At 64.8% G+C, this 25,084-nt stretch carries 23 protein-coding genes; 3 read left to right on the top strand and 20 right to left on the bottom strand.

All coding sequences use genetic code 11. The annotated features are described in order from the left end of the window. Positions 1-43: 43 nt before the first annotated feature. From QMK22_RS08630 to QMK22_RS08640, 3 genes are all read right to left on the bottom strand, one after another. Complete coding sequence (locus tag QMK22_RS08630) at positions 44-901, bottom strand: helix-turn-helix transcriptional regulator (protein ID WP_283497219.1); 858 nt, start codon at positions 899-901, stop codon at positions 44-46. Between the two features lie 77 nt (positions 902-978). Then, positions 979-2,403, bottom strand: coding sequence for an NCS2 family permease (locus QMK22_RS08635; protein ID WP_283497220.1), 1,425 nt, complete (start codon positions 2,401-2,403; stop codon positions 979-981). Between the two features lie 126 nt (positions 2,404-2,529). Beyond that, positions 2,530-4,101: a carboxylesterase/lipase family protein gene (locus tag QMK22_RS08640; RefSeq protein WP_283497221.1), complete on the bottom strand. Its 1,572-nt coding sequence runs from the start codon at positions 4,099-4,101 to the stop codon at positions 2,530-2,532. Positions 4,102-4,222: 121 nt separating this feature from the next. Between QMK22_RS08640 and QMK22_RS08645 the strand changes: the two genes are divergently transcribed. Then, a complete protein-coding gene (locus QMK22_RS08645; RefSeq protein WP_283497222.1) occupies positions 4,223-5,500 on the top strand; it encodes a uracil-xanthine permease family protein in 1,278 nt (425 codons plus the stop codon). 74 nt (positions 5,501-5,574) lie between these two features. Here QMK22_RS08645 and QMK22_RS08650 read toward each other — a convergent pair whose 3' ends face one another. Genes QMK22_RS08650 through QMK22_RS08660 form a run of 3 tightly spaced genes read right to left on the bottom strand, consistent with a single transcriptional unit; the run spans position 5,575 to position 7,566 of the window. Then, the gene (locus QMK22_RS08650) at positions 5,575-5,907 is read right to left on the bottom strand and encodes a peptidase (protein WP_283497223.1); all 333 of its coding nucleotides are present in this window, start codon (positions 5,905-5,907) and stop codon (positions 5,575-5,577) included. Beyond that, the gene (locus QMK22_RS08655) at positions 5,904-7,100 is read right to left on the bottom strand and encodes an inorganic phosphate transporter (protein ID WP_283497224.1); all 1,197 of its coding nucleotides are present in this window, start codon (positions 7,098-7,100) and stop codon (positions 5,904-5,906) included. The genes QMK22_RS08650 and QMK22_RS08655 overlap by 4 nt, the downstream gene beginning before the upstream one ends. Continuing rightward, positions 7,093-7,566, bottom strand: coding sequence for an 8-oxo-dGTP diphosphatase (locus QMK22_RS08660; RefSeq protein ID WP_283497225.1), 474 nt, complete (start codon positions 7,564-7,566; stop codon positions 7,093-7,095). The genes QMK22_RS08655 and QMK22_RS08660 overlap by 8 nt, the downstream gene beginning before the upstream one ends. A gap of 58 nt (positions 7,567-7,624) precedes the next feature. Between QMK22_RS08660 and QMK22_RS08665 the strand changes: the two genes are divergently transcribed. Next, positions 7,625-7,879, top strand: coding sequence for a mycoredoxin (locus QMK22_RS08665; protein WP_283497226.1), 255 nt, complete (start codon positions 7,625-7,627; stop codon positions 7,877-7,879). On the opposite strand, the gene QMK22_RS08670 is transcribed toward QMK22_RS08665, so the two are convergent. From QMK22_RS08670 to QMK22_RS08715, 10 genes are all read right to left on the bottom strand, one after another. Further along, entirely contained in the window at positions 7,876-8,904 is a 1,029-nt protein-coding gene (locus QMK22_RS08670; protein ID WP_283497227.1) for a 6-phosphofructokinase, read from the bottom strand. The genes QMK22_RS08665 and QMK22_RS08670 overlap by 4 nt on opposite strands. A gap of 159 nt (positions 8,905-9,063) precedes the next feature. Beyond that, positions 9,064-11,250 carry a DEAD/DEAH box helicase gene (locus tag QMK22_RS08675; protein WP_283497228.1) on the bottom strand — a complete coding sequence of 729 codons (2,187 nt, stop codon included), beginning with the start codon at positions 11,248-11,250 and terminating at the stop codon, positions 9,064-9,066. Between the two features lie 278 nt (positions 11,251-11,528). Then, on the bottom strand, positions 11,529-11,864 hold the full coding sequence (locus tag QMK22_RS08680; RefSeq protein ID WP_283497229.1) for a DUF6804 family protein: 336 nt from the start codon (positions 11,862-11,864) through the stop codon (positions 11,529-11,531). After that, the gene (locus QMK22_RS08685; protein WP_283497230.1) at positions 11,864-13,774 is read right to left on the bottom strand and encodes a DUF2207 domain-containing protein; all 1,911 of its coding nucleotides are present in this window, start codon (positions 13,772-13,774) and stop codon (positions 11,864-11,866) included. Before QMK22_RS08685 ends, QMK22_RS08680 begins: the two co-directional genes overlap by 1 nt. A 45-nt stretch (positions 13,775-13,819) precedes the next feature. Continuing rightward, complete coding sequence (locus QMK22_RS08690; protein WP_283497231.1) at positions 13,820-14,380, bottom strand: GDSL-type esterase/lipase family protein; 561 nt, start codon at positions 14,378-14,380, stop codon at positions 13,820-13,822. An 87-nt stretch (positions 14,381-14,467) separates the two neighbouring features. Next, positions 14,468-15,988 (bottom strand): SDR family oxidoreductase, encoded by a 1,521-nt coding sequence (locus tag QMK22_RS08695; RefSeq protein WP_283497232.1) that lies wholly within the window; start codon positions 15,986-15,988, stop codon positions 14,468-14,470. A 65-nt stretch (positions 15,989-16,053) separates the two neighbouring features. Next, on the bottom strand, positions 16,054-16,917 hold the full coding sequence (locus tag QMK22_RS08700) for an aldehyde dehydrogenase family protein (RefSeq protein WP_283497233.1): 864 nt from the start codon (positions 16,915-16,917) through the stop codon (positions 16,054-16,056). Then, positions 16,914-18,461, bottom strand: coding sequence for an aldehyde dehydrogenase family protein (locus tag QMK22_RS08705; protein ID WP_283497234.1), 1,548 nt, complete (start codon positions 18,459-18,461; stop codon positions 16,914-16,916). The genes QMK22_RS08700 and QMK22_RS08705 overlap by 4 nt, the downstream gene beginning before the upstream one ends. Before the next feature lie 9 nt (positions 18,462-18,470). Beyond that, positions 18,471-19,484: a deoxyribose-phosphate aldolase gene (deoC, locus tag QMK22_RS08710; RefSeq protein WP_283497235.1), complete on the bottom strand. Its 1,014-nt coding sequence runs from the start codon at positions 19,482-19,484 to the stop codon at positions 18,471-18,473. 74 nt (positions 19,485-19,558) lie between these two features. Further along, positions 19,559-20,503, bottom strand: coding sequence for a sugar-binding transcriptional regulator (locus QMK22_RS08715; protein WP_283497236.1), 945 nt, complete (start codon positions 20,501-20,503; stop codon positions 19,559-19,561). A 160-nt stretch (positions 20,504-20,663) separates the two neighbouring features. Here QMK22_RS08715 and QMK22_RS08720 point away from each other — a divergent pair, with 160 nt between their 5' ends. Further along, complete coding sequence (locus tag QMK22_RS08720) at positions 20,664-21,608, top strand: ROK family protein (protein ID WP_283497237.1); 945 nt, start codon at positions 20,664-20,666, stop codon at positions 21,606-21,608. Positions 21,609-21,647: 39 nt separating this feature from the next. Here QMK22_RS08720 and QMK22_RS08725 read toward each other — a convergent pair whose 3' ends face one another. The 4 genes from QMK22_RS08725 to QMK22_RS08740 all read right to left on the bottom strand — a co-directional run bounded on the left by QMK22_RS08725 (position 21,648) and on the right by QMK22_RS08740 (position 25,083). Next, a complete protein-coding gene (locus tag QMK22_RS08725) occupies positions 21,648-22,877 on the bottom strand; it encodes an MFS transporter (RefSeq protein WP_283497238.1) in 1,230 nt (409 codons plus the stop codon). Between the two features lie 9 nt (positions 22,878-22,886). Then, positions 22,887-23,540: a ScbR family autoregulator-binding transcription factor gene (locus QMK22_RS08730; RefSeq protein ID WP_283497239.1), complete on the bottom strand. Its 654-nt coding sequence runs from the start codon at positions 23,538-23,540 to the stop codon at positions 22,887-22,889. A 143-nt stretch (positions 23,541-23,683) separates the two neighbouring features. Continuing rightward, entirely contained in the window at positions 23,684-24,649 is a 966-nt protein-coding gene (locus QMK22_RS08735; RefSeq protein ID WP_283497240.1) for a bifunctional riboflavin kinase/FAD synthetase, read from the bottom strand. Next, entirely contained in the window at positions 24,646-25,083 is a 438-nt protein-coding gene (locus QMK22_RS08740; RefSeq protein ID WP_283497241.1) for a hypothetical protein, read from the bottom strand. The genes QMK22_RS08735 and QMK22_RS08740 overlap by 4 nt, the downstream gene beginning before the upstream one ends. Position 25,084: the final 1 nt, after the last annotated feature.

Raw genomic sequence — 25,084 nt, forward strand, 5'->3', positions numbered from 1 at the left:
GTGGCAGCGGTCGTCTGGCACCACTACCTCCCGAGGGAGGTGGTCAGGGAAGAAGCCGAAAGCCGCGGGCGATCCGCACTGCCTCGGTTCGGCCGTGCACGTTGAGCTTGGCCATGATCGTCTGCATATAGCCCTTCACCGTCACCGCCTGCAGGGCGAGTCGGTTACCGACCTCCGCGTAGGAACACCCCAGGGCCACCTGCGCGAGCACGTCAGTTTCCCGAGGCGTGAGGTAGGGAACATCCGTTGGAGCGGCTGCCGAGCCGACCAAGCGGGCGGTGACCGCGAGGATGCGCTGGGCGAGGTCGGGGTCGTGCGTGACGCTCGCGACCGAAAGCAGTTCGGCGTGGGCGAGACGCACGACCTCGATCAGGTCGCGGTCGAGGGGTTCGGCGGCGAGACTGCCGACAACCTTGAGAATGGCCACCCGGTGATCGACCTCATCGCGAATTTGCAGTTCACGGGCGATACGCGCGCCGCCGGCATTGAGCTCGTTGACGGTGCGTTCACCGAATGAGGTGCGGTCGCGTGTTGCCGCGTAGAGGATGCTGCGACCGTGGCCCTCGACGAGAACCGGCAGCGCCACCATGGTGCGCAGACCCTCAATCCGCACGGCCTGGTCATGCTGGTGCGTGATGTGATGCGAGTCGAAGTAGTCGGCAACACCGACGGGCCGTGATTGGTGGAGCGCCCGTCCCCCCACGCCCTCGCCGGGCTGAACGTTGAGGTTTTTCAGACCCTGGGTTGTGGTGCCCACAAATTCGGTGATGACCAGTTCGCCATGATTCACCAGGCCGGCGAAGATCACTTCGATGCCCGTCTGGGCACCAAGCTGCCGGATCGCGCCCTTCAGGAGGGCCCGATCGCTGGGGCGGTAAACATCGTCGTTTGCTGCGTTCATGGTTCCCGGTCTGGTCGAATCGGCTGGGTTACCGGATGCTAGCAGGTGCCCGTCCGTCAGCGCCGCTGAGAACCGGCTCAGCCGATTAGGGCCTCGACCGGGCCACGCACGAAGTAGAGCACAAAACCGACCGCGACCACCCAGAGCAGCGGGCTGATTTCCCGGGCCTTGCCCGACAGGCTGCGCACGAGCACCCAGCTGATGAACCCGGCGCCGATTCCATTGGCGATCGAGTAGGTCAGCGGCATCACGATGATCGTCAAAAAGATCGGCAGCGTGCTTGAAAATTCGGTGAAGTCGAGGTGGCGGATCTGCGACACCATGAGCGCACCAACGATAACGAGTGCGGCGGCGGCTACTTCGAGCGGTACAATCTGGGTCAGCGGGGTGAAGAACATGGCGGCCAGAAAGAGGATGCCGGTGACCACGTTGGCCATGCCGGTGCGTGCGCCCTCCCCGATGCCGGCCCCCGATTCGATGAACACCGTGTTTGAGGACGCGCTCGTTGCACCGCCGGCGACAGCGCCGATGCCCTCCACGATCAGGGCGGATTTGAGCCGCGGAAATTTGCCGTCCGCGTCGGCGAGTCCAGCTTCGCTGGCCAGGCCGGTCATCGTGCCCATGGCGTCGAAGAAGTTCGTGAAGACTAGCGTGAAGACGAGCATGACGGCGGCGAGCATACCGATGCGCTCGAAGGCACCGAAGGAAACCTGGCCGATCAGACCGAGGTCGGGCAGGGCGACGACGCTCGTCGGCAGCACGGGTGCGTTCAGATTCCAGCCGGCTGGGTTGGTGCCCAGCGAGGGGCCGACCTTAAAAATGGCCTCCAGAATCACGGCGATGACGGTGGTCGCAACGATACCGATCAACAGCGCGGCTTTCACCTTGCGGGCCAGCAGTACACCGATGATGATGAGCCCGATGACGAAGACCGCGGTCGGCAACGTGGCAATCGATCCGCCGTCGCCGAGCTGCACCGGCGGCGAATTGGCGCCGCTGGCCCGCACGAAGCCCGAGTCGACCAGGCCGATGAACGCGATGAACAGGCCGATGCCGACGGTGATGGCAATTTTCAGCGGACGCGGAATGGCGTTGAAGATGAGTTCGCGCAGCCCGGTCGAGGCCAGAAGCACGATGATGAGCCCGTTGATGACGACCAGGCCCATTGCCTCGGCCCAGGTGACCTGGCCGACAACACTCACCGCGAGGAACGAGTTGATGCCCAGCCCGGCAGCAAATCCGTAAGGCAGGCGGGCAATGACGCCGAACAGAATCGTCATAACACCGGCGGTCAGTGCGGTGACGGCCGCGACCTGCTCATTGGGCAGCCAGCCTCCCGCCACGTCCACCGCGGCCTGGTCAGCGCTGAACCCGCCGAGGATCAGCGGGTTCAGAATGACGATGTAGGCCATGGTGACGAAGGTGACCAGTCCGCCGCGAAATTCTCGGGACCAGGTCGAGCCGCGGCTGGTGATCTCAAAGTAGGAGTCGACGCGGGCCATGAGCCCCCGTGCGGCCGGCTGCGGCGAGGCCGCGGTGGTGGGTGTTTCAGTGCTGCTAATGGTGTGCTCCCGGTGCCGTGGCGTTTAACGCAAGGTTCCAGTGTACGACTGGGTGGGGGTGCCCATTCAAACGTGCGGCACGAATCGTCCCCAGGCCAGCCGTCGTTCACGGTGCGGGTCGGATTCGACGTGGTCGTTCTGGTTGATGATGAGCGTCTCCCGGGTGGTTTCGTCGTAACGCGGCCACGCATCCGATGGCACCCCAGCGTGCACAAACCCCAGCCACCACCCTTGCATTCGGGTGCCAATGGCCTGAAAAGCGCCACGCCCACCCAACGCGGTCATGCCACGGCCGAACCAGCCGTCGAGCCGGTCGAACAACGGAAACAGTTCGAGACCGTGCGTGGCATCCAGGCCCATCAGCCGCAGTAGCCGCGGCGCTGCGTCGAACCGGTAAAAGTACACCGGCGCGTAGCGCGAATGTCGTTCGCCAACCTTGACGCTCGGATACCAGAACGAATAGTCGCCGCCGAAATCGAGCGCGGCTCGCAGCGCCGGAATGCCCGGATACTGCGCGGTGAGGGCCCGTCTGGCCTTCTTCGTGGTTTTTTTGAAAATCGCCCGGATGCGGGCCGGTGTGGTGGCAAGAATATCGATGCGACCGCTGAACAGCGACCCCTCCCGCGCATTGGTGCCGATGATGAGCGGGATGCGCGCCGCCCGGCCGTCACGAAAGGCGTCGAGTGGCCGTTCCGGCAGAAAATCGCCGTCAATGACCGGACACAGCGGAATCGTGCCCGGATCGTGGTCGGGGGTGCGCATCGTCAGCGCCGTCGTCGCCGCCGCCAGCTGCGCCGGGTCGGCGGCCAGGAGCAGTCGGACAGCGTCGGCGCGACTGTACTGGCCGGGCGCACCGTCGTCGATCAGGGTGTCCACGAACTCGCCGGCCCAGCGCGCCGTGAGGTCGCTCGGATAGACCGCGTTCGGCGGCGCACTCTGTGCGATGGCCCGGTGGAACAGACCGGCCGCACTCGGAACGGTCATCAACGTGGTGACCGCGTTGCCGCCGGCCGATTCACCAAACAGGGTGACGGCATCCGGATCGCCACCGAAAGCGTGGATGTTATCGCGCACCCACTGCAGCGCGGTGACCTGGTCGCGCAATCCCAAGTTGCTCTCAAACGGATGCTCCGGCGTGGCAAATCGAGAAAAATCGAGGTAGCCGAGGGCTCCCAGCCGGTAGTTGAGGCTGACGTAGACGATGCCGCCCCGCCGCACCAGCCCCTCCCCCTGGCGCGGAACCTCCCGGCTGGAGCCGACGCTGTAGGCGCCGCCGTGAATGAAGACCATCACCGGACGCAGGGCGTCCTGCAGTTGCTCGCCGGGGCGCATCCGCTCGTCGGGCGCCAACACGTTGAGGTTGAGACAGTCTTCGCCCTGCGGAATGCGCGGATGAGCGCCGCGAAATTGCCCCTTGTGACTTTGCGTGGCGATCGGGCCCCACTGGCTCGCGTCGCGCACGCCGTGCCACACCGGGGCCGCCTGCGGCGCTCGAAAACGGCGATCACCGACGGGGGCTGCCGCGTAAGGAATACCCCGCCAAGCCAGCACACCGCGCTCCCGCACTCCGCGGAGCAAGCCGGTAGCCACTCGCACCTCAAGACCCGCTTCGGTTCTCGGTTTTGCGAGCTCGCTCATGCGCTCGAGTCTATTAGGCGCTCCTGCAAGCCCGATGCCTGCCGCCAGCGGTATCGGCTGCGACTACGCTCGACAAGGTCACGCCACGACCTGATCTGGCAACAAACGAAACGAGAACCACATGGCACTACCCTGGACCCTGCACGGCGACGGAAAAACAGTCGGGGCGCAGGAGGTCGTCGGCCCGGGCGAACGACTGAGCTGGCCGCTGACCATTGGTATCGGCTCACAGCACGTTGTTGCCATGTTCGGTGCCACCTTTTTGGTGCCATTGCTCACCGATTTTCCGCCGAGCACGACGCTGCTGTTCTCCGGTATCGGGACCCTGCTTTTTCTGCTGATCACCGGAAATAAACTGCCCAGCTATCTTGGCTCGTCTTTCGCCTTCATCGCTCCGATCACCGCGGCGACGGCATCGGCGGGAATGGGTAGCGCCCTATTCGGCATCATGACGGTCGGCGTGCTGCTCGCGCTCGTCGGCGTCACGGTGCAGCTCACCGGCACCGGTTGGATCGACCGACTCATGCCGCCGATCGTGTCGGGCGCCATCGTCGCGCTGATCGGTTTCAACCTCGCACCGGTCGCTAAAGCAAACTTCGATCAGGCGCCCCTGACCGCGCTCATCACGCTCGTCGCCGTTATTTTGTGCACGGTGCTCTTTCGCGGCATCCTGGGTCGGCTGTCGATTTTTCTCGGTGTGCTCGTCGGTTACCTCGCCGCATTCTCTTTCGGCGAGGTCGATTTCACTCCGGTTGCCGACGCTGCCTGGATTGGGCTGCCACCGTTCACCGCGCCGGCCAACCCGTTTGAGAACCCGGCCGCCGTGTTCGGTGTACTGCCGGCGTTCCTCCCCGTCGTACTGGTACTCATCGCCGAGAACGTTGGCCATATCAAGGGGGTGGCCCAGATGACGGATGCGAAGGTGAACCGACTCACCGGGCGGGCGCTGTTCGCCGACGGGCTGGCCACCATGCTGGCCGGCTTCGGCGGCGGCAGCGGAACCACAACCTACGGCGAGAATATCGGCGTCATGGCCGCGACCCGCATCTACTCGACGGCTGCCTACTGGGTGGCTGGTATCGTCGCGATTCTGCTCGGTCTCTCCCCCAAGGTCGGTGCCGTCATCTTCACGATTCCCGCCGGTGTACTCGGCGGGGTCACCACGGCGCTGTACGGGCTGATCGGCGTGATCGGCGTCAAGATCTGGCTCGACAACAAGGTCGACTTCTCCAAGCCGGTCAACCAGTTCACGGCCGCGACCGCGCTCATCATCGGCATCGCCGACTTCACGCTCAATGCCGGCACGCTGAGCTTCAACGGCATCGCACTCGGCACAATCGCGGCCATCGTGATCTACCACCTGATGACCTGGCTGGGTCGGGTGCGCAACACCGCCTAGCCGCAGCACTCGCACTATTCGCAGCACCCGCAGCATCCCACAACCACCCGGGCCCGGTCAGTATTCTGTGGGGGCTAGCCGTGCAGGGCGGGCACGATCAGGTAGACCCCGTAGAGCACGGCAATTCCGCAGAGCACGAAGCAGGCGTAGCCGCCGTACAGCGCCAGGCGCTTCAGCCCGGGCGTCAGCGGATTCGCCGCAGCGGCCTTACGAGCGCGTTTGAGCTGCTTTGCGGCCTTCTTCGGGGTGAGCACGGTGATCGCGCCGGTGAACTCGTGAGGATCCACCAGAGGAATACGGCCGGCCGTGGTGAGCAGGCGCAGGCCGAGCGAGTACAGACTCACGAGCAGAGCCGCCGAGACCAGTGAAGCGGCCGAAACGATGAGAAAAGCGGTCCAGTCGATCACAGCGACACCTTCTTGCGGTCGCGCCGGTTGGGCCGGCGAGGCGTCTTTTTGATGCTGACGACCCGACCGGCGTCATCGATGTCGTTCAGCAGAGTGTTGTGCGTGACGCGGTTACGCCGGGACCAGCGGAACAGGGCCATGATCACGATCGTTCCGATCACCATATCCAGCACGATGCCGATCGGGCCGAGCAGAGCGAGGCCGGCCGCGAACGCGCCCATAATGGCCGAGGCCGGCAGCGTCATGACCCAGCCGAGCGCAATTCGTCCGGCCATCCCCCAACGGATGGTCGAACCACGCCGTCCGAGACCGGAACCGATCACCGAACCGGACGCGACCTGGGTGGTGGAGAGCGCGAATCCGAGGTGGCTGGAAGCGAGGATCGTCGCCGCCGTACTGGTTTCGGCGGCGAACCCCTGCGCCGGCTTGATCTCGGTCAGACCGGACCCCATGGTGCGAATGATGCGCCAACCGCCGGTGTAGGTGCCGATCGCAATCGCGAGCGCGCACGAGGCGATGACCCAGAAGGCGGGTCCGCTGCCAACAGCCTGAAACCCCCCAGCGATGAGCGTGAGCGTGATCACTCCCATGGTCTTCTGGGCGTCATTGGTGCCGTGCGCCAGCGCGACGAGCGACGAGGAAAAGATCTGCGCATACCGAAACCCGCCGCGGCCGTCGGGCTTGCCCAGATCACGCCGGGTGATGACATAGGCCAGGCGGGTCGCGACCAGGGCCACTCCGCCGGCAATCAGCGGTGCGATCAGCGCCGGCAGGATCACCTTCGCGGCGACGACGTTGTAGTCCACCGCCTGGGCACCGACTCCGATGACGGTCGCGCCGATCAGCCCGCCGAACAATGCGTGACTTGAGCTTGAGGGCAGTCCCATCAGCCAGGTGACGAGGTTCCAGACGATGGCGCCGATCAAGCCGGCGAAGATGAGGTCGGGGGTGATCAGCACACCGCCGTCACCCTCCTTGATGATGCCGCCCGACACGGTTCGGGCCACCTCGGTGGAGAGGAATGCTCCGACCAGGTTGAGGATCGCGGCGACACCGACGGCGACCTTGGGCTTCATGGCCCCCGTCGCGATCGGGGTGGCCATGGCGTTCGCCGTGTCGTGAAAACCGTTCGTGAAGTCAAAAATGAGCGCGAGGGCGATGACCAGAACAATGATGAGGCTGAATTCAGGCACGAGACACTACGCTTTCCAGATCGGCGCCGAAGGTGAAGGTGGCGCGCACCGGATCCCCGGCAAGCACACCGGGCAGCCAGTGCCGGGCATCGTCCCACATCTCATCGACCGGCAGGCTCGCGACGTCGAACCAGACCGGGTTCAGCTCGTTCGATTCCCGCGGCGTTCCCGACCACTCGTCGCACACGAACACGGTCGACTCCTGACTCCACTCCTCCCGATGCGGAAAGAGATAGGTGAGTAGCCCGCGTTCACTCAGAGCGGATGCCGCCACCACGAGACCAGACTCTTCCTCGATTTCGCGCACCGCAGCATCCACCGCGCTTTCGCCGACCTCGAGCTTGCCGCCCAAGCCCACGATGTTACCCACGCCGAGGCCTTTCTTTTTGCGCCCCATCAGTACTTGCCGGTTGCCTTCGGGAGATAGTCGAGTGAGGTAGCACACGCATACCTGGGGCAAAGTCATTGCTTCATCTTAACCCGTACGGAGTTGCTTCGTCAGGCAGCTCAGATAAGCTCCGGTCATGGACTTTGTACCCGCAACCGGAACCATCACCATGTTTACGACCGATTGGTGCGGCTACTGCAAGCGCCTGAAGAAGCAGCTCGACATCGCCGGCATCGGCTACACCGAGGTCAACATCGAGCATGTTGACGGCACTCCGGAGCTGGTGATGAGCCTCAACAACGGTAACCAGACCGTGCCCACTATCCTGTATCCCGACGGTTCGGCCGCGACCAACCCCTCGCTGGCCCAGGTCCAGGCCAAACTGGCCTAGCCGAACAGTACAGCGGCCTCGTCATACCGGGCGGGAGACACCCGCTTGAGGCCGATGGTAGCCGAGGCGATGCTCACCACATCGATCTCGGTGCCGCGTAGCGACACCATCGAACCCCACTGTGCGTTGTCGATGGCGTCGACGGCGGCCATGCCGAGGCGTGTGGCGAGCACCCGGTCGTAGGCCGAAGGTGCACCACCGCGCTGGGTATGGCCGAGAACTGTGGCCCGGCTTTCCACGCCGGTGCGTTCCTCGATCAGCGGCGCGATGACCTCGCTGATTCCGCCGAGGCGGGGGCGATGAAAAGCATCCAGGCCCTTGGTCGAGTGCGCTTCTTCCATGCCGGAGAGCAGAAAACCCTCGGAGACGACGATGACCGGGGCCCGGCCACGATCGCGCACATGTTCCACCCAGTTGCAGATCTGCTCAATCGATTTGGGCTGCTCGGGAATGAGAATGGCATGGGCGCCGCCGGCCATGCCGGAGTGCAGCGCGATCCAGCCGACATGGCGCCCCATGACCTCGACGACCATGCAGCGGCCGTGGGATTCGGCGGTGGTGCGCAGACGATCAATCGCCTCGGTGGCGATTTCGACGGCCGTATTGAACCCGAAGGAGTAGTCGGTGGCTTCCAGGTCGTTGTCGATGGTTTTGGGCACCCCGACAATGTTCAGACCGGCTTCGGTGAGGCGGTGGGCGGCCGTCAGCGTGCCCTCGCCGCCGATCGCGATCACGGCATCGATGCCGTTGGCGTCGAGGGTGCGCTGGATGTTCTCTGGGCCGCCGTTCTCACCCTCGAACGGATTGGTGCGTGAGCTGCCGAGAATGGTGCCACCTTGGCGGGACAGGCCGCGCACGCTGTGGCGATCCAGCGGCATGAACTCGTTCTGCACGAGTCCGCGCCAGCCATTGCGGACTCCGACGAACTCGAAATCGTGGGTGCGCACGCCCTTGAGCACAGCGCCGCGAATCACCGCGTTCAGTCCGGGGCAGTCGCCGCCGCTGGTGAGAATACCGATCTTCATGAGTGGCCGATCTGGGTAGCGGGGCGAGTCTTGTCGTGATGATCATGTCGTAACAGGAACTCACTGACAATCATGTTCTTACAAGGACATTGCCACAATCATGGTGCCTCAAGTGGGGTCGACTCAAATCGACCCCACCCGGAGAGGGATCTTGAGGCCTTATAGTTTTCCGTCCAGCGCTTGGGTGAGCACGTAGATGAGGGCGCTGGCCTGCACCGAATCGGCGGCCGAGTAGTCTTCCTGGGAACCGTCTAGGGCGCGCGCCGCGAGGCCCTGCTTGCTACCGATCAGGTCGGCGATGCGCGCGTCAATGGTGTGCGCGGCGATGATGCGCCAGGCGGTGACCGGCTCGTCCTGGCCGATGCGGTGCACCCGGTCAATGGCCTGCGTTTGCTCGGCCGCGGTCCAGCTGAGTTCAGCGAGCACAACGTTCGAGGCAGCCTGCAGGTTGACGCCGACGCCGGCCGCGGTGAGCGAACATACCGCAATGGCCACGTCGGGATCATTATTAAAGGAGTCGATCGCGGCCTGGCGGGCCAGCGCGCTTTGGTCGCCGCGCAACGAGACCGTGCGCAGGTCGCGTTTGGCGAAGATTTCCTCTGCGGTGTCCATAACGTCGATGTGTTTCGCGAAGAAAACGACCTTGCCCACCGATCGGGCCAGCTGCGCCGCGTAGTCCGCCGCGAGCCCGGCCTTGGCCTGACCGATTTTGCGCACCATCGTGAACACATTTTCGCCGGTGGTCTGGCCTTTGGAATCCTCCAACTCAGCGTGCGCGACGGCGCGAATGTAGGCATCCCGTTGGTCTTCGTCCGGCATCGCCGGACCGCCGGAACCAGCATGCCGGGCCGCGACGAGCGCGTGGTACCGGGTGACCAGGCGGGCACCGAGCTCACGCTCGGCCTGGCGGATCGACCGGCCGAGGTCATCGTCGAGTTCGACCGGCAGGTCAGCGATGCGCTTGGACGGCAGATCGGCGGCGACGTCAACCTTGCGGCGACGCACGATACCCATGTCAATGACGGCGGCCCTGGCCTCCTTGTAGAAGCCCATGTCGGCCGGGGTCAGGCCGGTCTCTTCCAGGCGTTTCAACAGTGTGGGGGCCGGCTTGTCACCGTCGATCCAGCCGAGGAACTGCCAGATGGCTCGAAAATCGTCGACATCGTTGATGAGCGGGGTTCCGGTGAGGGCCATCAACAGCGGGTTGCCGCCCGGGGTTCGGCGGCGAATCTGCTCGGCCAGGGAGAGCACGTGCTTCGACCGCTGCGACGAGAGGTTCTTGATGAAGTGTGCTTCGTCAACGACCATGCCTTTGAACCCGAGCGTGCCGAGCCAGGCCAGGTGCCGATCGAGTACGTCGTAATTCACCACGACAACGTCGGCAAAGGCGTCGAGAGTGTTGCCGTCACCGTGAATGACGGTGGCACGCCGATGCGGCGTCCACAGTTCCACTTCGCGGGCCCAGTTCATCTTGACGACGTTGGGCACGATCGCCAGCAGGGGGTAGGCGTTGGCAACGGATGCCGCGAGCAGGCTCTGTGCGGTCTTGCCGAGGCCTGGCTCGTCGGCGAGCAGGTAGCTGCGGTGTCCCAGACGAGCGCTCTCAATGAAGCGGGCCTGATGCCGCATGAGCTCCATACCCTTGGGCGAGAGCCGGTCGAGACTGGGAGCTTCCGGCATGTCCATGCTGGCAGCCTGACCGCCGGAGCCGTATTCGAACGATTTGAGGAGGGGGCCGAGCAGGTCCCAGTTGGCGAGTCGGCGTGGGTGCACGACCGGCTGGGCTGCGGCGCTGAAGTCGGGGGCGAGAAACGGGTTGGCCAGCTGCCGCGCCTTGACCGACTGCGGCACAACCTGGTTCTGCAGTATGACCGGTGCTGCCTCGGGTTCGCGGGTGATGATGAGCTCGTCGGGGCTGAGCTCGGCGCCGGATTCAAGCAGCCAATCCCGGCGAAACCGCTGGGCGACGGTGGAGACGCCGGCGTCGGGCTCGAGCAGGGTGATCAGGCTCGTGTCACGGGCGGCGGTCTTGGCCAGAATCTGGGCGATGCCGTCGAGGCGTTTGAGCAGCTCTGCCCGGTTCGCGTCGGAAAGTTCTTTGTCGCCCTTGACCCGGGCGCGTTCTTCACGCATCAGCAGCGCGATGACCTGGTACTTCGTACGGTTGGTGGGCCCAAGCTTGGTACCGGACTGCGCCTTCGCCTCGACCTCGCGCACCTTGCGGGCGAGGATCGGGATGATGGGCGCGTCGTCGTCCCGAGAACGCGGGTGGGCCCGGTTGCGGGATACTCCACTACGACCGAGGTTGTTCCGGCTGCCCGAGGCATCGGTACGGGTATAAGCCATTGTTCTCCACTTCGAAGCGGCACGGTACGGGTACCGCGCCTCGCCGGTCAGGGCATTCTGGTGTTACCGGAACGCTGCATTCCACAAAACAGCACGGATCGCGATCATCACGCTGAACGAAGCCAGACTGATGCTGTCGTAGCGGTGGTTCCGTTCACCCACATGAGTCAACCGCACAGGTTGATTGCACGTGTTTCAACGGAGTCTGCCACCGGATGCGAGCGCACAGTAGAGACCCGGCCCGTTCTCTCAACGCGATAGTAGTCTACGCCCGAGGTTCAATGCTCGCGAACCGGCACCTTCGTGCGAAAACCGACGACGATGAAAATAATCGCCGCAATGAACTGTGCCGAGACCCACCCTTGACCGTGCAGGTCAAGAATCACCACGGGGTTCCACAGAATGGCCATCGGCACGAGCCCGAGCAGCCAGAACCAGGACCGTGCCTGAATCACGAAGACACAGATGATGAGTGCCAAGATGCTCACGGCGTAGCGAATGATGATGAAACTGTCGCTGTCTAGCAGCGCAAGCCCAGCGAGGAGCACGATCGCGCCGAGCAGCCCCGGCGCGAGTGCCGAGCGGGTAAAGGTCGGTGCGGCCGGAGTGCCCATCAGACGCCCCCTCCGCCGCCGCCGCCGCCGCCGCCCGAGAACCCTCCGCCGCCCGTACCGGAACTGGCGGAGCTGGTGGCGCTGCCGGACCACGATGCGGTGGTCGCCGTCGAGAAGGAACTGATCGCACCGACGAAGTAGGCCGCCTGAAACATTCCGGCTCCGACATACCAGTCGGGCTGGGAGCCACTCTCCGCGTAATACTGGCTGAGTACACCGGACCAGTCCTTTTCCTGACCGAACAAGACGGCCAGCGGCAGAACGCGCTCGTACAGTTTCACCAACTGCACGGACGGTGCCTGCGCTGCTGACGCGCCTACGGCGAGGTCGGGACGATCCGAGTCCGGTCGATACACGGAACGTTCGGCTCCCGCCGGACTCTGCAAGACCCGAAGCCGATCGGCTTCGGCGAGACCAATATACAACTTGACGCCCTTCAGATAATCGCGCAGTTCGGCGCCGCTCTCGGTCAGTGGTCGCAAATTTCCGGCAAAGATGAACGTGCCCACCGCGGAGATGACCGCCACCACGATGAACAAGAGAGGCCAGGCTCCGCCCACCACGGTGACCAGGGCGCCCAGGCTCCCCACGAATGCAAGACCAACGCTCACCACTGCCAGTACGAACAGCCCAACGCGCAGTCCATCGTTTTTCTTTTCCCGCAGCCCCAGCCGCAGCGATTCGGCCCTGGCCGCGACGCGTTCCTTCTGCAGCGCCTTGCTCAGGGTGACGCTCTTCTTCTTCAGATCCCGCCGATCGCCCGGTTGCAGGCCGGGAAACAGCTTGCCCAGAATGCGGCTCTCGGCCTCATCCACACCGTTGGCGTGCACAAATTCGAGGAGAAAGTGGTTCTTCTGGCCGCTCGAATCGAGAATGCGCACGTTACCCCGCACCGCGAAGCTGATGAACTGCGCCGCGATTGCCTTGCCGGAAGCACCAACGACATCGCCCGACGTCAGCAGGTTGATTCCCCTGGGCGGCAGATACTCGGCAATGATCGTGAAGCGGCCGGCCGCGCCACGCCACCGGGTGGCCCGCAGGAAGCCAGCGGCAAGCGCCGTCATCAGGGCCAGGATGGCGCCCAGCAGCCCGATGCTCGGCAGGGCATTGGCGGTGAAAGAATCATCGCGCGGCACGAAAGTGCCCGGCTCGAAGGCGACGACGACCGACAAATTCTCCCGCGCGCCCAGATCGGCGGCCTGCGCCGACACGGTCGGCTCGGTCGATGAACCGCTCATCCGGATGCTCTCGCAGGGTGTCGTGGAACGCTCCGCACCCCGATAGCACGAGATTTGCCCGTTCAGCCGGTCGACCAGCGCCGGATCGAATTGGACGGTCGCGGTGACCAGGCCGAACGTCTGGTCCCAGCCGGTTCCGTTCACGTCCCAATAGAACTGTTCGGTGTCCGCGTCGGACGGGTACAGGGTCACGTTGGCCTGAGAATAGGTAATTACGTAGGTTTGCGCGCCATGTACAAAATTGTCGGCGGCAATCGTGACGTCGAGAAATTCCTGGTCCCGGTTCTCGCTCCCGCTCTCGGTGTCGAACGAGCGCGGTGTGCCGTTTTCGTCGGTGACGCTGTCGATCACGAGGCCGGTGGGGTGGCCGTCATATCCGGTGGGAATCGCGCGACGGATCCCGTGGTTCTGATCGCTTTCGGGAAAGCGAGCCACAATCGTCTCCACGGTGGTCAGCGTCGACCGGCCGTCAGCGTCGAGCCCGAGCTGGTACCGGGCGTCGAAGGATTCGAAGCTGAAGTCGCTGACGTCCTGGGCAACGGGCCCGCTGCTGCTGATACTGGCCGGCTGCAGAACCGCCGCCTGCGTGGGCACAGCCAGCGCAAGCACCGCTCCTCCTGCGATCAGCGCACCGAGCGTGAGGACAAGTGCGGGGCGAAGCGATCGGAGCATGAGTCCACTCTACCGAGCGCGGCCCGCCGCCGAATGCCAGCCCGATCAGGCGTGCTGGATGGGAATCGTGGTCGTCGACGGCGGCCGCTCGAACAGCATCTCGAGGCCGGATTTCAGTTCCGCCAGCCAGGCCGCGTACCCGGCCGGGTTCAGGTGCAGCCGGTCGATACCGAGAGCCGGATCCAGTTCACCGTCGGGTAGGGCCAGGGCCGGCCAGAGGTCAAGGTATTGAACGTGCTGGGTGGGGGCGTATTGCCAAACATGCCGATTAATCGAGCGAATGGTCTCGGCAAAGTCCCGGTCCCGAGGCAATACCGACTGCACCATGATTCGGGTCTCCGGCAGTGCGCGGCGCAACGTGTGCATGATCGTTTCCAGGTTTCGCACAACGTATTCGTCGGACTTGCGCCAACCCAGATCGTTGGTTCCAACCCCGATCACGATGGCGTCCGGCCGCAACTCGATCACCCGATCGAGCGCGGAAATCACCTCGTCGGTAGTGCTGCCACTGGCCGCGAGGTTGTGCACATCGTGCTCGGGGAACCATTCATCCCACTGGCCACCCGCAACGAGGCCGTCACCCAGAAAGGCGAGAGAAACTGTCATGGTGGCCTCCTATTCGTAACCCATCATGCCCCGAACCGGGCCGAGTAGCCAGAATTCCCAGACGATACGGACGTTCTACCCTGGGCCTCAGTGCTCGTCCGAGCGAGATTTCGACGCGAGCGGATGCCCGGCCCGGCCCGTCCCCTCGGCGGCGGCGGTCGCCGTGATGCGGGTGGCCATTCCCTCGAAGATGATCCCGTGGAACGGCAAAATGGCAGCCCAGTACAACCGTCCGCCCAGGCCGCGAGGGAAGAACACCGCGCGCTGCCGGTAGGTCGAACCACCGGACTCCGTGGGCGTCACGCTCATTTCGAGCCAGGCTCGACCGGGAACGCGCATCTCGGCGCGCAGCCGCAGAAAGCTGCCATGATCGATCTGCTCGACCCGCCAGAAGTCGAGTACCTCCCCGTGGTGCAGGTGGTCGGGATTTCGGCGGCCGCGGCGCAGTCCGACGCCCCCGACGGCCTTGTCCATCAGACCGCGAATGGCCCAGGCCAACGGGAAGGAGTACCACCCGTTTTCGCCGCCGATACTCTCGATGACCCGCCACAGTGCGGCGGGCTCTGCCGCGGTGGTCTTCTCGCGCAGGTCGGTGTACACGGCGTGGCCGGCCCAGTCCGGGTCGCTCGGCAACGGGTTGCTCGACGCGCCCTCGATCGAGGAGTTGCGCCAGCTGGTCTCCACGTCGCCGTCGCGCATGCGCCCGAGCGCCAGTCGCACCGCACGTCGATAGCCGGTCAGGCCGCCCTCCGGACGCGGAATGAACTCGTCGATGTCGTTCTCGTGCACGATACAGTCGTATTGCAGCGAGGCGATAATGGGAATGGCGAGGTTGCGCGGAATCGGCGTGACCAAGTTCACCCACTGCGAGGCAAGCCATGGAGTGAGCACCGGCAGTGCCGCGATAGCCCGCTGTTTCAGGCCGGCTTCGAGGGCGTACCCGTTCATCATTTGGCCGTAGCGCAAGACGTCGGGACCGCCGATGTCAAAGGTGCGGTTCACCGCCGGCGGCAAGTCAGCCGCGGCCTGCAGATAGTAAAGCACGTCGCGCACGGCGATCGGCTGAATGCGATTGCGCACCCATCTGGGTGCGGGCATGTAGGGCAAGACATCGGTGAGATGGCGGATCATCTCGAACGAGGTCGAACCGGAACCGATCACCACGCCGGCCTGGAACGCGATCGTCGGCACACCGCTGTCGAGGAGAATACGCCCGACCTCCATGCGGGAGCGCAGGTGGGCCGAGAGCGTCTTCGTGTCCGGATGCAGACCGCCCAGATAGACGATGCGCGACACGTGCGCTTCGGCTGCCGCCCGCGCAACATTCTCGGCGGCCGTGTGCTCGGTTTTCTCGAAATCGCCGGCCGCGCCCATCGAGTGCACGAGGTAGTACAGCACCTCGATATTGGCGCAGGCGCGCTGCACGGAGGCCAGATCTCCCAGGTCTCCCTGCACGATCTCAACCTGGTCCGCCCAGGGCACATCGCGCAATTTCGATGGGGTACGCACCAGCACCCGCACCTCGAAGCCGGCCTCCAGAAGCTTGGGAACGAGGCGTCCGCCGATGTAGCCGGTAGCGCCGGTAACCAGTACACGTCGAGATATCATGCCGGGCAGCCTAGCGGCTGTTCCTGACAGTGTGAACGGAGCGTCGTGGGTTGCGGTGGCGGGAGTTAGAGCAGCGCCTTCGTGTGCCAGACCGTTTTCAGTTCGGTGAAGGCCAGGATGCGGGAAAGCGCCGGGGCAGCGGCATCTTCTCCCGACTCGGGCGGGAGTACCCGCTTGAGTGTGTCGGCGGCGCTGATCTGCAGCTCGACCCAGTCAAGCTCGCCCGCACCGACCAGGTCGAGAGCATTGACGTCGGCGTGGCTGGCCAGCCACGGGGCGATCTCGGCGGGGGAACCGGTCACGATGTTCACGACGCCGCCTGGCACGTCACTCGTGGCCAGTACCTCGCCGAGACTGATCGCCGACAACGGGGCGTTCTCGTTGGCGACGACGACGACCGTGTTGCCGGCAACGAGGGCCGGCGCGATTGCGCTGACCAGGCCGAGCAACGATTCGTTGCCCTGCGGCGCGATGATCGCCACCACGCCGGTCGGTTCGGGCACCGATAGGTTGAAAAACGGGCCGGACACGGGGTTGGCGTTGCCGGCGACCTGCACGTATTTGTCGGCCCAGCCGGCGTACCAGACCCAGCGGTCGATGGCTTCGTCGACCTGGGCGTTGGCGACGGCAGCGTTCACGCCCTCACAGCCCATGATTTCGTCGACGAACTGCACCCGGCGACCCTCGAGCAGTTCGGCGATGCGGTACAGCACCTGTCCACGGTTGTACGCCGTTGCACCAGCCCAGCCGCCGAGGGCGCCGCGCGCGGCGACGACCGCATCGCGGGCGTCTTTGCGGCTGCCCTTCGCCGCGTTGGCCAGAAAGTCGCCCTGGTGCGAGCGCACCTCGTAGACGCGGCCGGATTCGCTGCGCGGAAATTTGCCGCCGATGTAGAGCTTGTAGGTCTTGGGAATGGCTAGGCGGTTCACTTGGCTGCCTTCTCTGCGGATGCGGACTTCTTGGAGGCGGATGCGGACTTCTTGGTAACAGGTGTCGCCTGCTGATCGGCGGCGTTGATTGACCGTGAGCCGCTGCGCACGGCGGGCTTCAAATACGCGGCGAGACCGTGACGGCCACCCTCGCGCCCGTATCCGCTCTCCTTGTAACCGCCGAACGGACTCGACGGATCGAACTGGTTGAAGGTGTTGGCCCAGATCACACCGGCGCGCAATTTATCGGCGACGGCGAGGATACGGCTGCCCTTGTCGCTCCAGATTCCCGCGGACAGGCCGTATGGCGTGTTGTTTGCCTTGGCAATGGCCTCGGCCGGGGTGCGGAAGGTGAGCACCGAGAGAACGGGACCGAAGATCTCGTCGCGGGCGATGCGGTGGCTCGTCGACACGTTCGTGAAGATGGTCGGTGCGAACCAGAACCCCTCCTGCGGGATGACGCAGTCCGAGCTCCAGCGTTGCGCCCCCTCCTGCTCACCGAGGTCGGACAGCTCACGAATACGAGCCAACTGCTCAGCGCTGTTAATGGCACCGATATCGGTGTTCTTGTCGAGCGGGTCACCCAGACGCAGCGTCTGCATCCGGCGTTTGAGTCGGTCGATGACCTCGTCGTGAATGCTCTCCTGCACGAGCAGACGACTGCCGGCGCAGCAGACGTGGCCCTGGTTGAAGAAGATGCCGCGTACGATGCCTTCCACAGCCTGGTCGATCGGCGCGTCGTCGAAGACGATGTTGGCACCCTTGCCGCCGAGTTCGAGGCTGAGCTTCTTGTCGGTTCCGGCGACCGAGCGGGCGATGGCCCGACCGACCGAGGTTGAGCCGGTGAAGGCAACCTTGTTGATGCCGGGATGGTTGACCAGGGCCGCTCCGGTGCCGCCGTCACCCGTGATGATGTTGACGACGCCGTCGGGCAGGTCGGCCTGCTGCAAAATTTCGGCGAACAGCAGTGCAGTGAGGGAGGTCGTTTCGGCGGGCTTGAGCACGACGGTGTTGCCGGCGGCGAGCGCCGGGGCGATCTTCCAGGCCAGCATCATGAGCGGGAAGTTCCAGGGAATCACCTGGGCCGCAACGCCGAGTGCGGCGGGGTTCGGTCCCACTCCGGCATGGTCGAGTTTGTCGGCCCAGCCGGCGTAGTAGAAGAACCAGGCGGCCACGAGGGGAATGTCAACGTCGCGGGTTTCTTTGATCGGTTTGCCGTTGTCGAGGGTTTCGGCGACGGCGAGTTCACGGGCGCGTTCCTGCACCAGACGGGCAATGCGAAAGAGGTACTTTCCCCGGTCGCTGCCGGTAAGGCGTGACCAGACTCCGTCGTAGGCAAGACGAGCGGCCGAAACGGCGTCGTCAACATCCGCTTCGTTGGCCGTGGCTATCATGGCAATCTGCTGTTCGGTGGCCGGGTTGATTGTCTGGAACGGCGTGCCGCGGCCGGCGGTGAACTCACCATTGATGAACAGGCCATAATCACTCTTGAGGCTCAGCAGGGCTTTCGACTCGGGGGCCGGGGCGTAGTCGAGAAATTTCATGGTCATTCCCTAGTCAATCGTCACGTAGTCGGGGCCGGAGTAGTGCCCGGTGGTCATCTTTTGGCGTTGCAACAGCACATCGTTCAGCAGGCTGGAGGCGCCGAAGCGGAACAGGTGCGGCGTGAGCCATTCCTCCCCCACCGTTTCGCCGACCGTGACGAGATACTTGATCGCGTCCTTCGAAGTGCGGATGCCGCCGGCCGGCTTCACGCCGATTCGCACCCCGGTGAGGCGGTGCCAGTCACGTACGACTTCCAGCATCGACAATGTCACCGGAAGGGTCGCCGCCGGGGCGACCTTGCCGGTGGAGGTCTTGATGAAATCGCCGCCGGCCAGAATCGCCAGCCAGGAAGCACGACGCACGTTGTCGTAGGTGTTGAGTTCGCCGGTCTCAAGAATGACCTTGAGATGGGCGAGCGAACCGTCTACGCGGCGGCAGGCGTCTTTCACTGCAACGATTTCGTCATAGACCTGCCCGAACCGGCCGGCCAGGAACGCACCACGGTCGATGACCATGTCAATCTCGTCGGCGCCGGCCGCGACGGCGTCGCGTACGTCAGCGAGCTTGATCGCGAGTGCGGCGCGGCCACTCGGAAAGGCGGTGGCGACGGCGGCAACGTTGACCCCCTCGGTTCCGCCGGCGGCGTGGGCGGAGCCGAGTGCAGCAACAGCGTCGCCGACCATATCGCCATAAACGCAGACCGCGGCGACGCGAGGGCAGCCGGGGTCGTTCGGGTCGGGCACGAGGGCCTTGGCCACAAGAGAGCGCACCTTGCCCGGCGTATCGGAGCCCTCGAGGGTGGTGAGATCGATCAGGCCGATGATGGTGTCGATCGCCCAGCGCTTGGAGCTGGTCTTGATCGACCGGGTGCCGAGGTCGGCGGCGCGGGCTTCGAGGCCGACGGCGTCGATTCCGGGGATACCGTGCAGGTACCGACGCAGGTTCGCGTCGGTGGCTTCCCCACCGATCAGCGCGAGGGCGCGCTGATCGGGCTGGTAGGTGGCCAAGGGGCTACTGGTCATGAGGTGTCCTTTTGTGCGTGGGAGCTGTCAGCAACAGGGAATAGTGAGCGCTGGGTGGATTGATCTACACTCGGTCAATCCTCGAGCAGGGCGTTTGCGGTGTCTTCATCGGTCACCAGTACGGTGCACAGACCATTGCGCACGACGGCGCGGGCAATGGCATGCTTGGAGTTTCCGGCGATGACCGCGATGGTGAGCGGAGCACGACGCAACTGGTCGATTTGGATGCCGACCGTGCGCTCATTGAGTTCCGGGTCGACGATGCGGCCGTTTCGGTCGATGTAGCGGCCGACGACGTCGCCGACGGCGCCTCGCGCTACGAGGTCGTTGATCTGGTCGACGGTGAGGTAGCCGCTGTCGACCAGCGCGGAATCCGCATCCGCTTGGCCGGCGCTGAACAGGTAAGCCTGGGCGTTGCGGGCCAGGGCGAGCACCCCGGCGACGCTGCGATCGGCTTCCATCGCCTGCTTGGTTTCGAGGCGTTCGAAGATGGCCGGGCAGGGCAGCAGGGTGGCCGAACCGTCGGCTTTGTGGGCGATGGTCACGGCGGTGGATGCCGCGGTACCGGGACGCTGGTTCAGGCTGACGCCGCCGTTGATCTGCACCACGTTCACCCCGGGCGCCCAGCCCTGTTTGAGATGCAGGGAAACGTCGTGCAGGGTGCGACCCCAGCTGATGCCCAGAGTTCGCGGAATCGGACGGAGGCTCGTGAGGTAGTCGGCAGCGGCCTGCGCGGTGCGCGACTGCAGCTCGGCGTCGCTCGACACACCCGCGGAGGAAACCACGATAGCGTCGGTCAGACCCGTCGATTCGCGCAGTCGGCGTTCGATCGGCAGGCGCCGCGCCCGCGGATGCACGATCTCAATGCGAATAAAGCCGTTGGCCTTGGCGCTCGCCAGCAACCGTCCGACTTTCCAGCGAGTGAGACGCAGAATTACGCCGATCTCGTCCTGGGTCTGGTTTTCTTCGTAGTAGAGCTCGGCGGCCCGGATGGACAGGAGTTCGTCGGTATCGCTCATGAAGGTCGCGGTCCTATCGTTTGAGCCCAGCCTACGACGACCCGGCCTGCGATTCAACAGCTGTAGCGATCATTGCTCATCTGAGCAGATGGCTCGCGTTACGGCGGGCGGGCACGTGCGATCCGGAATTTGCACTCACGGGCGCCGGTACGATCGTTTCATGAGCAGCACTGGCGCGCCCCGTTTCGTTCTCGCCGTTGATGTCGGAGGCACCAAGGTTGAGAGCGCCCTCGTCGATGAGCACGGCGACGTGCTCGCCGCCAGCCGACACCGGGCGGCGACCGGGGCGGACGCTTCGAGTGAGCAACTGGCATCCGCTGTCAGCACCGTGGTCGGTGCAACGGGCGCGAGCCTACCCGCCGGCGCAACCCTGATCGGGGTCGGGATCGGCTGTGCCGGTCCGATTCACCTCCCGGAGGGGGCGGTGTCTCCGCTCAACCTGCCGGTCTGGCGCGAGTACCCCCTCAAAGACCTGGTTGCCACGCTCGTGCCCGGCGTGCCGGTGCGCCTCCGCATGGACGGATTGTGCATCACGCTCGCGGAGCACTGGGTGGGAGCGGGGCGGGGCTTCGACAATCTCATGGGCATGATCGTGTCGACCGGCATCGGTGGCGGGCTCATTCTCGGCGGCGTGACCGCTTCGGGTCCGACCGGCAATGCCGGCCACATCGGCCACATCGAGGTCGGCGGTTTCAGTGACCCGTGCGCCTGTGGCGGGGTGGGCTGCATTGAGGCGATCGCTTCTGGTCCCAAGACGGTCACCTGGGCGCGCACGCAGGGCTTCACCGGCGCGTCGGGTGAAGACCTGGCGGCCGCCTACCGGGCTGCGGATCCAATCGCGGTGGCTGCTGTTCAGCGCAGCGGCCGGGCGATCGGCCAAGCGATCGTTTCAGCTGCGACGCTGCTCGACTTGGAGCTGGTCGCCATTGGCGGTGGTTTCTCCAATGTCACCCCCGACCTGCTGGATTTTGCCCGCGCCAGCATCGCCCAACGCGTGCAATTCGCCTACGCCACACGGGTCCGCCTGGTGCCATCGGCGCTTTCGGGCGATGGCCCGCTGATCGGTGCGGCCGCACTGATTCACCGGGCCGAGCTCGTGCCCTGAGCCATCAGCGGTCAGCGGTCAGCGGTCAGCGGTCAGCGGTCAGCGGGAGCGGGAGCGCGCCAGATCGTCCTCCAGCATATGCGGGCGCCCGATCACGGCGCCGGCGAAGAGGATAGGCAGCGCCGTGGCCAGCAGAAAGAGCAGCGGCCAGGTCCATCCACCGCTGAGTTCGTGCGCCAGCCCGAAGAGCAGCGGTCCGAGCGCTCCGACGATGTAGCCGATGCTCTGCACGAAGCTGCTGAGCGCGACCGCGCCGGCATGGGTGCGGCTGCGCAGGTTGATGAGCACGAGTGCGAGCGGAAAGAACAGTGGTCCGAGCCCGGCGAGGCCAACCCACAACCAGGTCAGGGTCTCCGGCGCGAACAACAGCCCGAGGTCGCCGGCCACGAAAGCGAATACGCCGACATAGACCAGGGGCCCGACATTGGCTATGCGGGCGGCCAGCACCGGGATAATGAGCGCACCAGGAATACCCATGCCGGCATAAACGGCCAGTAGAGTTCCCGCTTGCGCGGGGGAAACCCCGGCGGTATCAACGAGCAGCCGGGGCAACCACGCGAACATGGCATAGGCGTTGAGCGCCGAAGCAGCGAAAATTCCGGTGATCGCCCAGGCGATCGACGATTTCCACAGCCGCCCCAGAATCGTGGCGTCGGCCTCCTCAACAATCGGGGTCGGCGTTCGCACGGCACGGTTTCCGAGGAGCATGGTGATCCACGGCACGAGAGCGAGCAGGGCGAGCACCATCCACATGCCGAGCGAAACCCGCCAGCCGGCGGCATCCGCTACGGGAACGGCAATTAGTGGTGGAATCAGTGTGCTCAGCGCCACGACGGTGACGTAGAGGCTCGTCATCAGCCCCACGCGGTCGGGGAAGTATTTCTTGACCAGCGGCGGCAGCAGGACGTTGCCGACGCCGAGCCCGGCAAAGGCAACGACACTGCCGATGATGAGCATGGTGACCGACCCCGACAGGCCGCGGATGACGTGACCGACCGCGATCAGGGCGAGGGCAAGAACCAACGGCAGTTCCAGACCGTGGCGGCGAGTGACCATGGGGGTGAAGATGCCGAACACGGAGAAGCACACCGGCGGGAGCATGCCGAGCACCCCGAGGGACACGGCGCCCAGCGCAACGTCAACGTTGATCTCGGCGACGATCGGCGACAGGGCAGCCACGGCGTTGCGCAGGTTGGCGGCGACGAGAACGATGCCCAGCAGGGCGAGGCCGCGGCCCGACCAGAGGCGGCGGGCAGCGATGGGGTTCACTCGGTCAGTCTAGGGCCGGGCCGCGGCGCGTTCGCGCTGCACATCGGCGGCCAGATCCTTGAGGGCGGGCCAACGCTCGGGCGCGACGAGCCCGGGCAGAAGCAACGCCCACATTTCGGTCAGCCGCTGATCGATATCGTCGCGCCGAGTCAGCACGTCGGAGACCACCTGCACTCCCGTGAAGCCGGCCGTGAAAAAGCGGGCCGCTGCGGCCACGTCGACCGCCGGATTCACATCACCCTCGGCGATCCCCCGGCGCAAGAATTCTTCGCAGGCGATAATCCAGTCCAGATAGGGCGCGGACACCGGCGTCCGAAAGTTCACCGCCTCGATTGTGAGCCGCACCCCGGCGCTCACGATGAGCTCATCGCGCAATTGCCGAGCCAGTTCGTAGGACATTGAAACGAGGGCACGTAGGCCGGGCACGTGGTCGTCGAGCAGCTGACGTCCGGCACTGGCCGATTGCTCGTGCTGGGCATCGATGATGGCAACCGCGAGGGCTTCCTTGGAATCGAAGTGAAAATACAACGCACCCTTGGTGACACCGGCTGCGGCGCTCACCTGGGCCAGCGACGTGCTGCCGTAACCGCGTTGTTCAAAGGCCGCCGCAGCGCCGCGAATTATCGCCGCGCGCGTTTCAACGGCTCGTGCTTGTTGTGGCATGGTTCCCCCCGAAAATGCTCTTGAATCAAGAGTACCGGGCGCTGGCTGTATGAAATATGAATCGAAGCCAGGACCGGCGCCCATTGTGGCTATACAACGAACATACTCTTCGGTATGGTTTGGCGTGTGGGCCGGCCGCAGCCCTAGACACTCAAAATCGAGCGAACCTGAACGACGTCATCGCGTATTTGCTCGATCAGCGGGTCGATGCCCGAATAGGCGACCATTCCGCGGATGCGTTTCACAAACGAAACGTCGACCACATGGTCGTAGAGATCCAAATCAACCTCGTCAAGCACATAAGCCTCCACCTGCTTCTGGGCCACGCCGTCGAAAGTGGGGTTGTTGCCCACCGAAATGGCCGCCGGGTAGCGGCGGCCGGCATCCGTCAGCCAACCGGCGTACACCCCATCGGCGGGAATCAGGCCTTCAGAATCGGCCGACAGGTTGGCGGTGGGAAACCCCAACTCGCGGCCGCGAGCCGCCCCGTGTACGACCAGCCCGCGTACCGTGGGCAAATGCACCAGTAACTCTCCCGCCGTGGTCACTTCGCCGGCACCGAGCAACTCCCGAATCCACGTTGACGACACCCTGCGTTCGCCGTCGGGCTTGACGTCGTCGGGCTTGACGTCGTCGGGCTTGACGTCGTCGATTATGCGCACCTCATAGCCGAATTCGGTGCCGAGGACACGGAGCAGAGCAACATCACCCGCGCCCCCGGCCCCAAACCGAAAATCGTGGCCGACCAGCACGAAGCGGGCATGCAGGGCGCTGACGAGGATGCGCTGGATGAATTCGCGCGGGGGCAGATTCGACAGGGCGTGGTTGAATTCGAGCAGCAGCGTTGCATCGACACCGGTCTCGGCGATCAGCCGGAGCTTCTGCTCCGCGCTGACCAGCGTGCTCGGACAGTGTGCCGGAGAGAGCAGGGCCAGCGGATGCCGATCAAAGGTAACGACGACGGCCGCCAGCGCTTCCCGGGCGGCAATGGCCTTCAGCTCGGCGATGACCGCGCGGTGTCCGGCGTGCACGCCATCGAATTTACCGATGCTCACGACTGACGGGGGCCAGTTGGTCGGTACCGCGTCGACACCGTACAGGGTCTTCATGCGCGGCTCTGGGCCGGTGCCACCGGGTGACGTAGGAGCCACCACATGCCCAGCAGCGGGAGCACGAGTGGTATGAAGACGTATCCACTGCCATATATCGACCACACCGTGGCGTGCTGAAACAGAGCAGGGTCGACCAAGCTCAGCGTTCCGACCACGAGCACACCGGCAAGTTCGAAACTGATCGTGATCCAGGCGATGCGATACCAGAGGGCGCTGCGTTGGATGAGGGCGACCGTGGCGACGATATAGACCACGGCGGCCAGGGCCGACAGCGCGTAGGCGAGCGGGGCGTCATCGAAGGCCCGCACGATCTGAACGAACGAGCGCCCGGTGGCCGCGAGAGCCAACACACCATAAATCGCAATGAGGAGTCGGCCGATGCCGCTCACCCTGCTGGAGGGGACAGGCACGTCGGTCTGGGATTTTATCATC

The organism is Cryobacterium sp. PH29-G1 (genome assembly GCF_030063365.1).
Taxonomy (GTDB): Bacteria; Actinomycetota; Actinomycetes; order Actinomycetales; family Microbacteriaceae; genus Cryobacterium.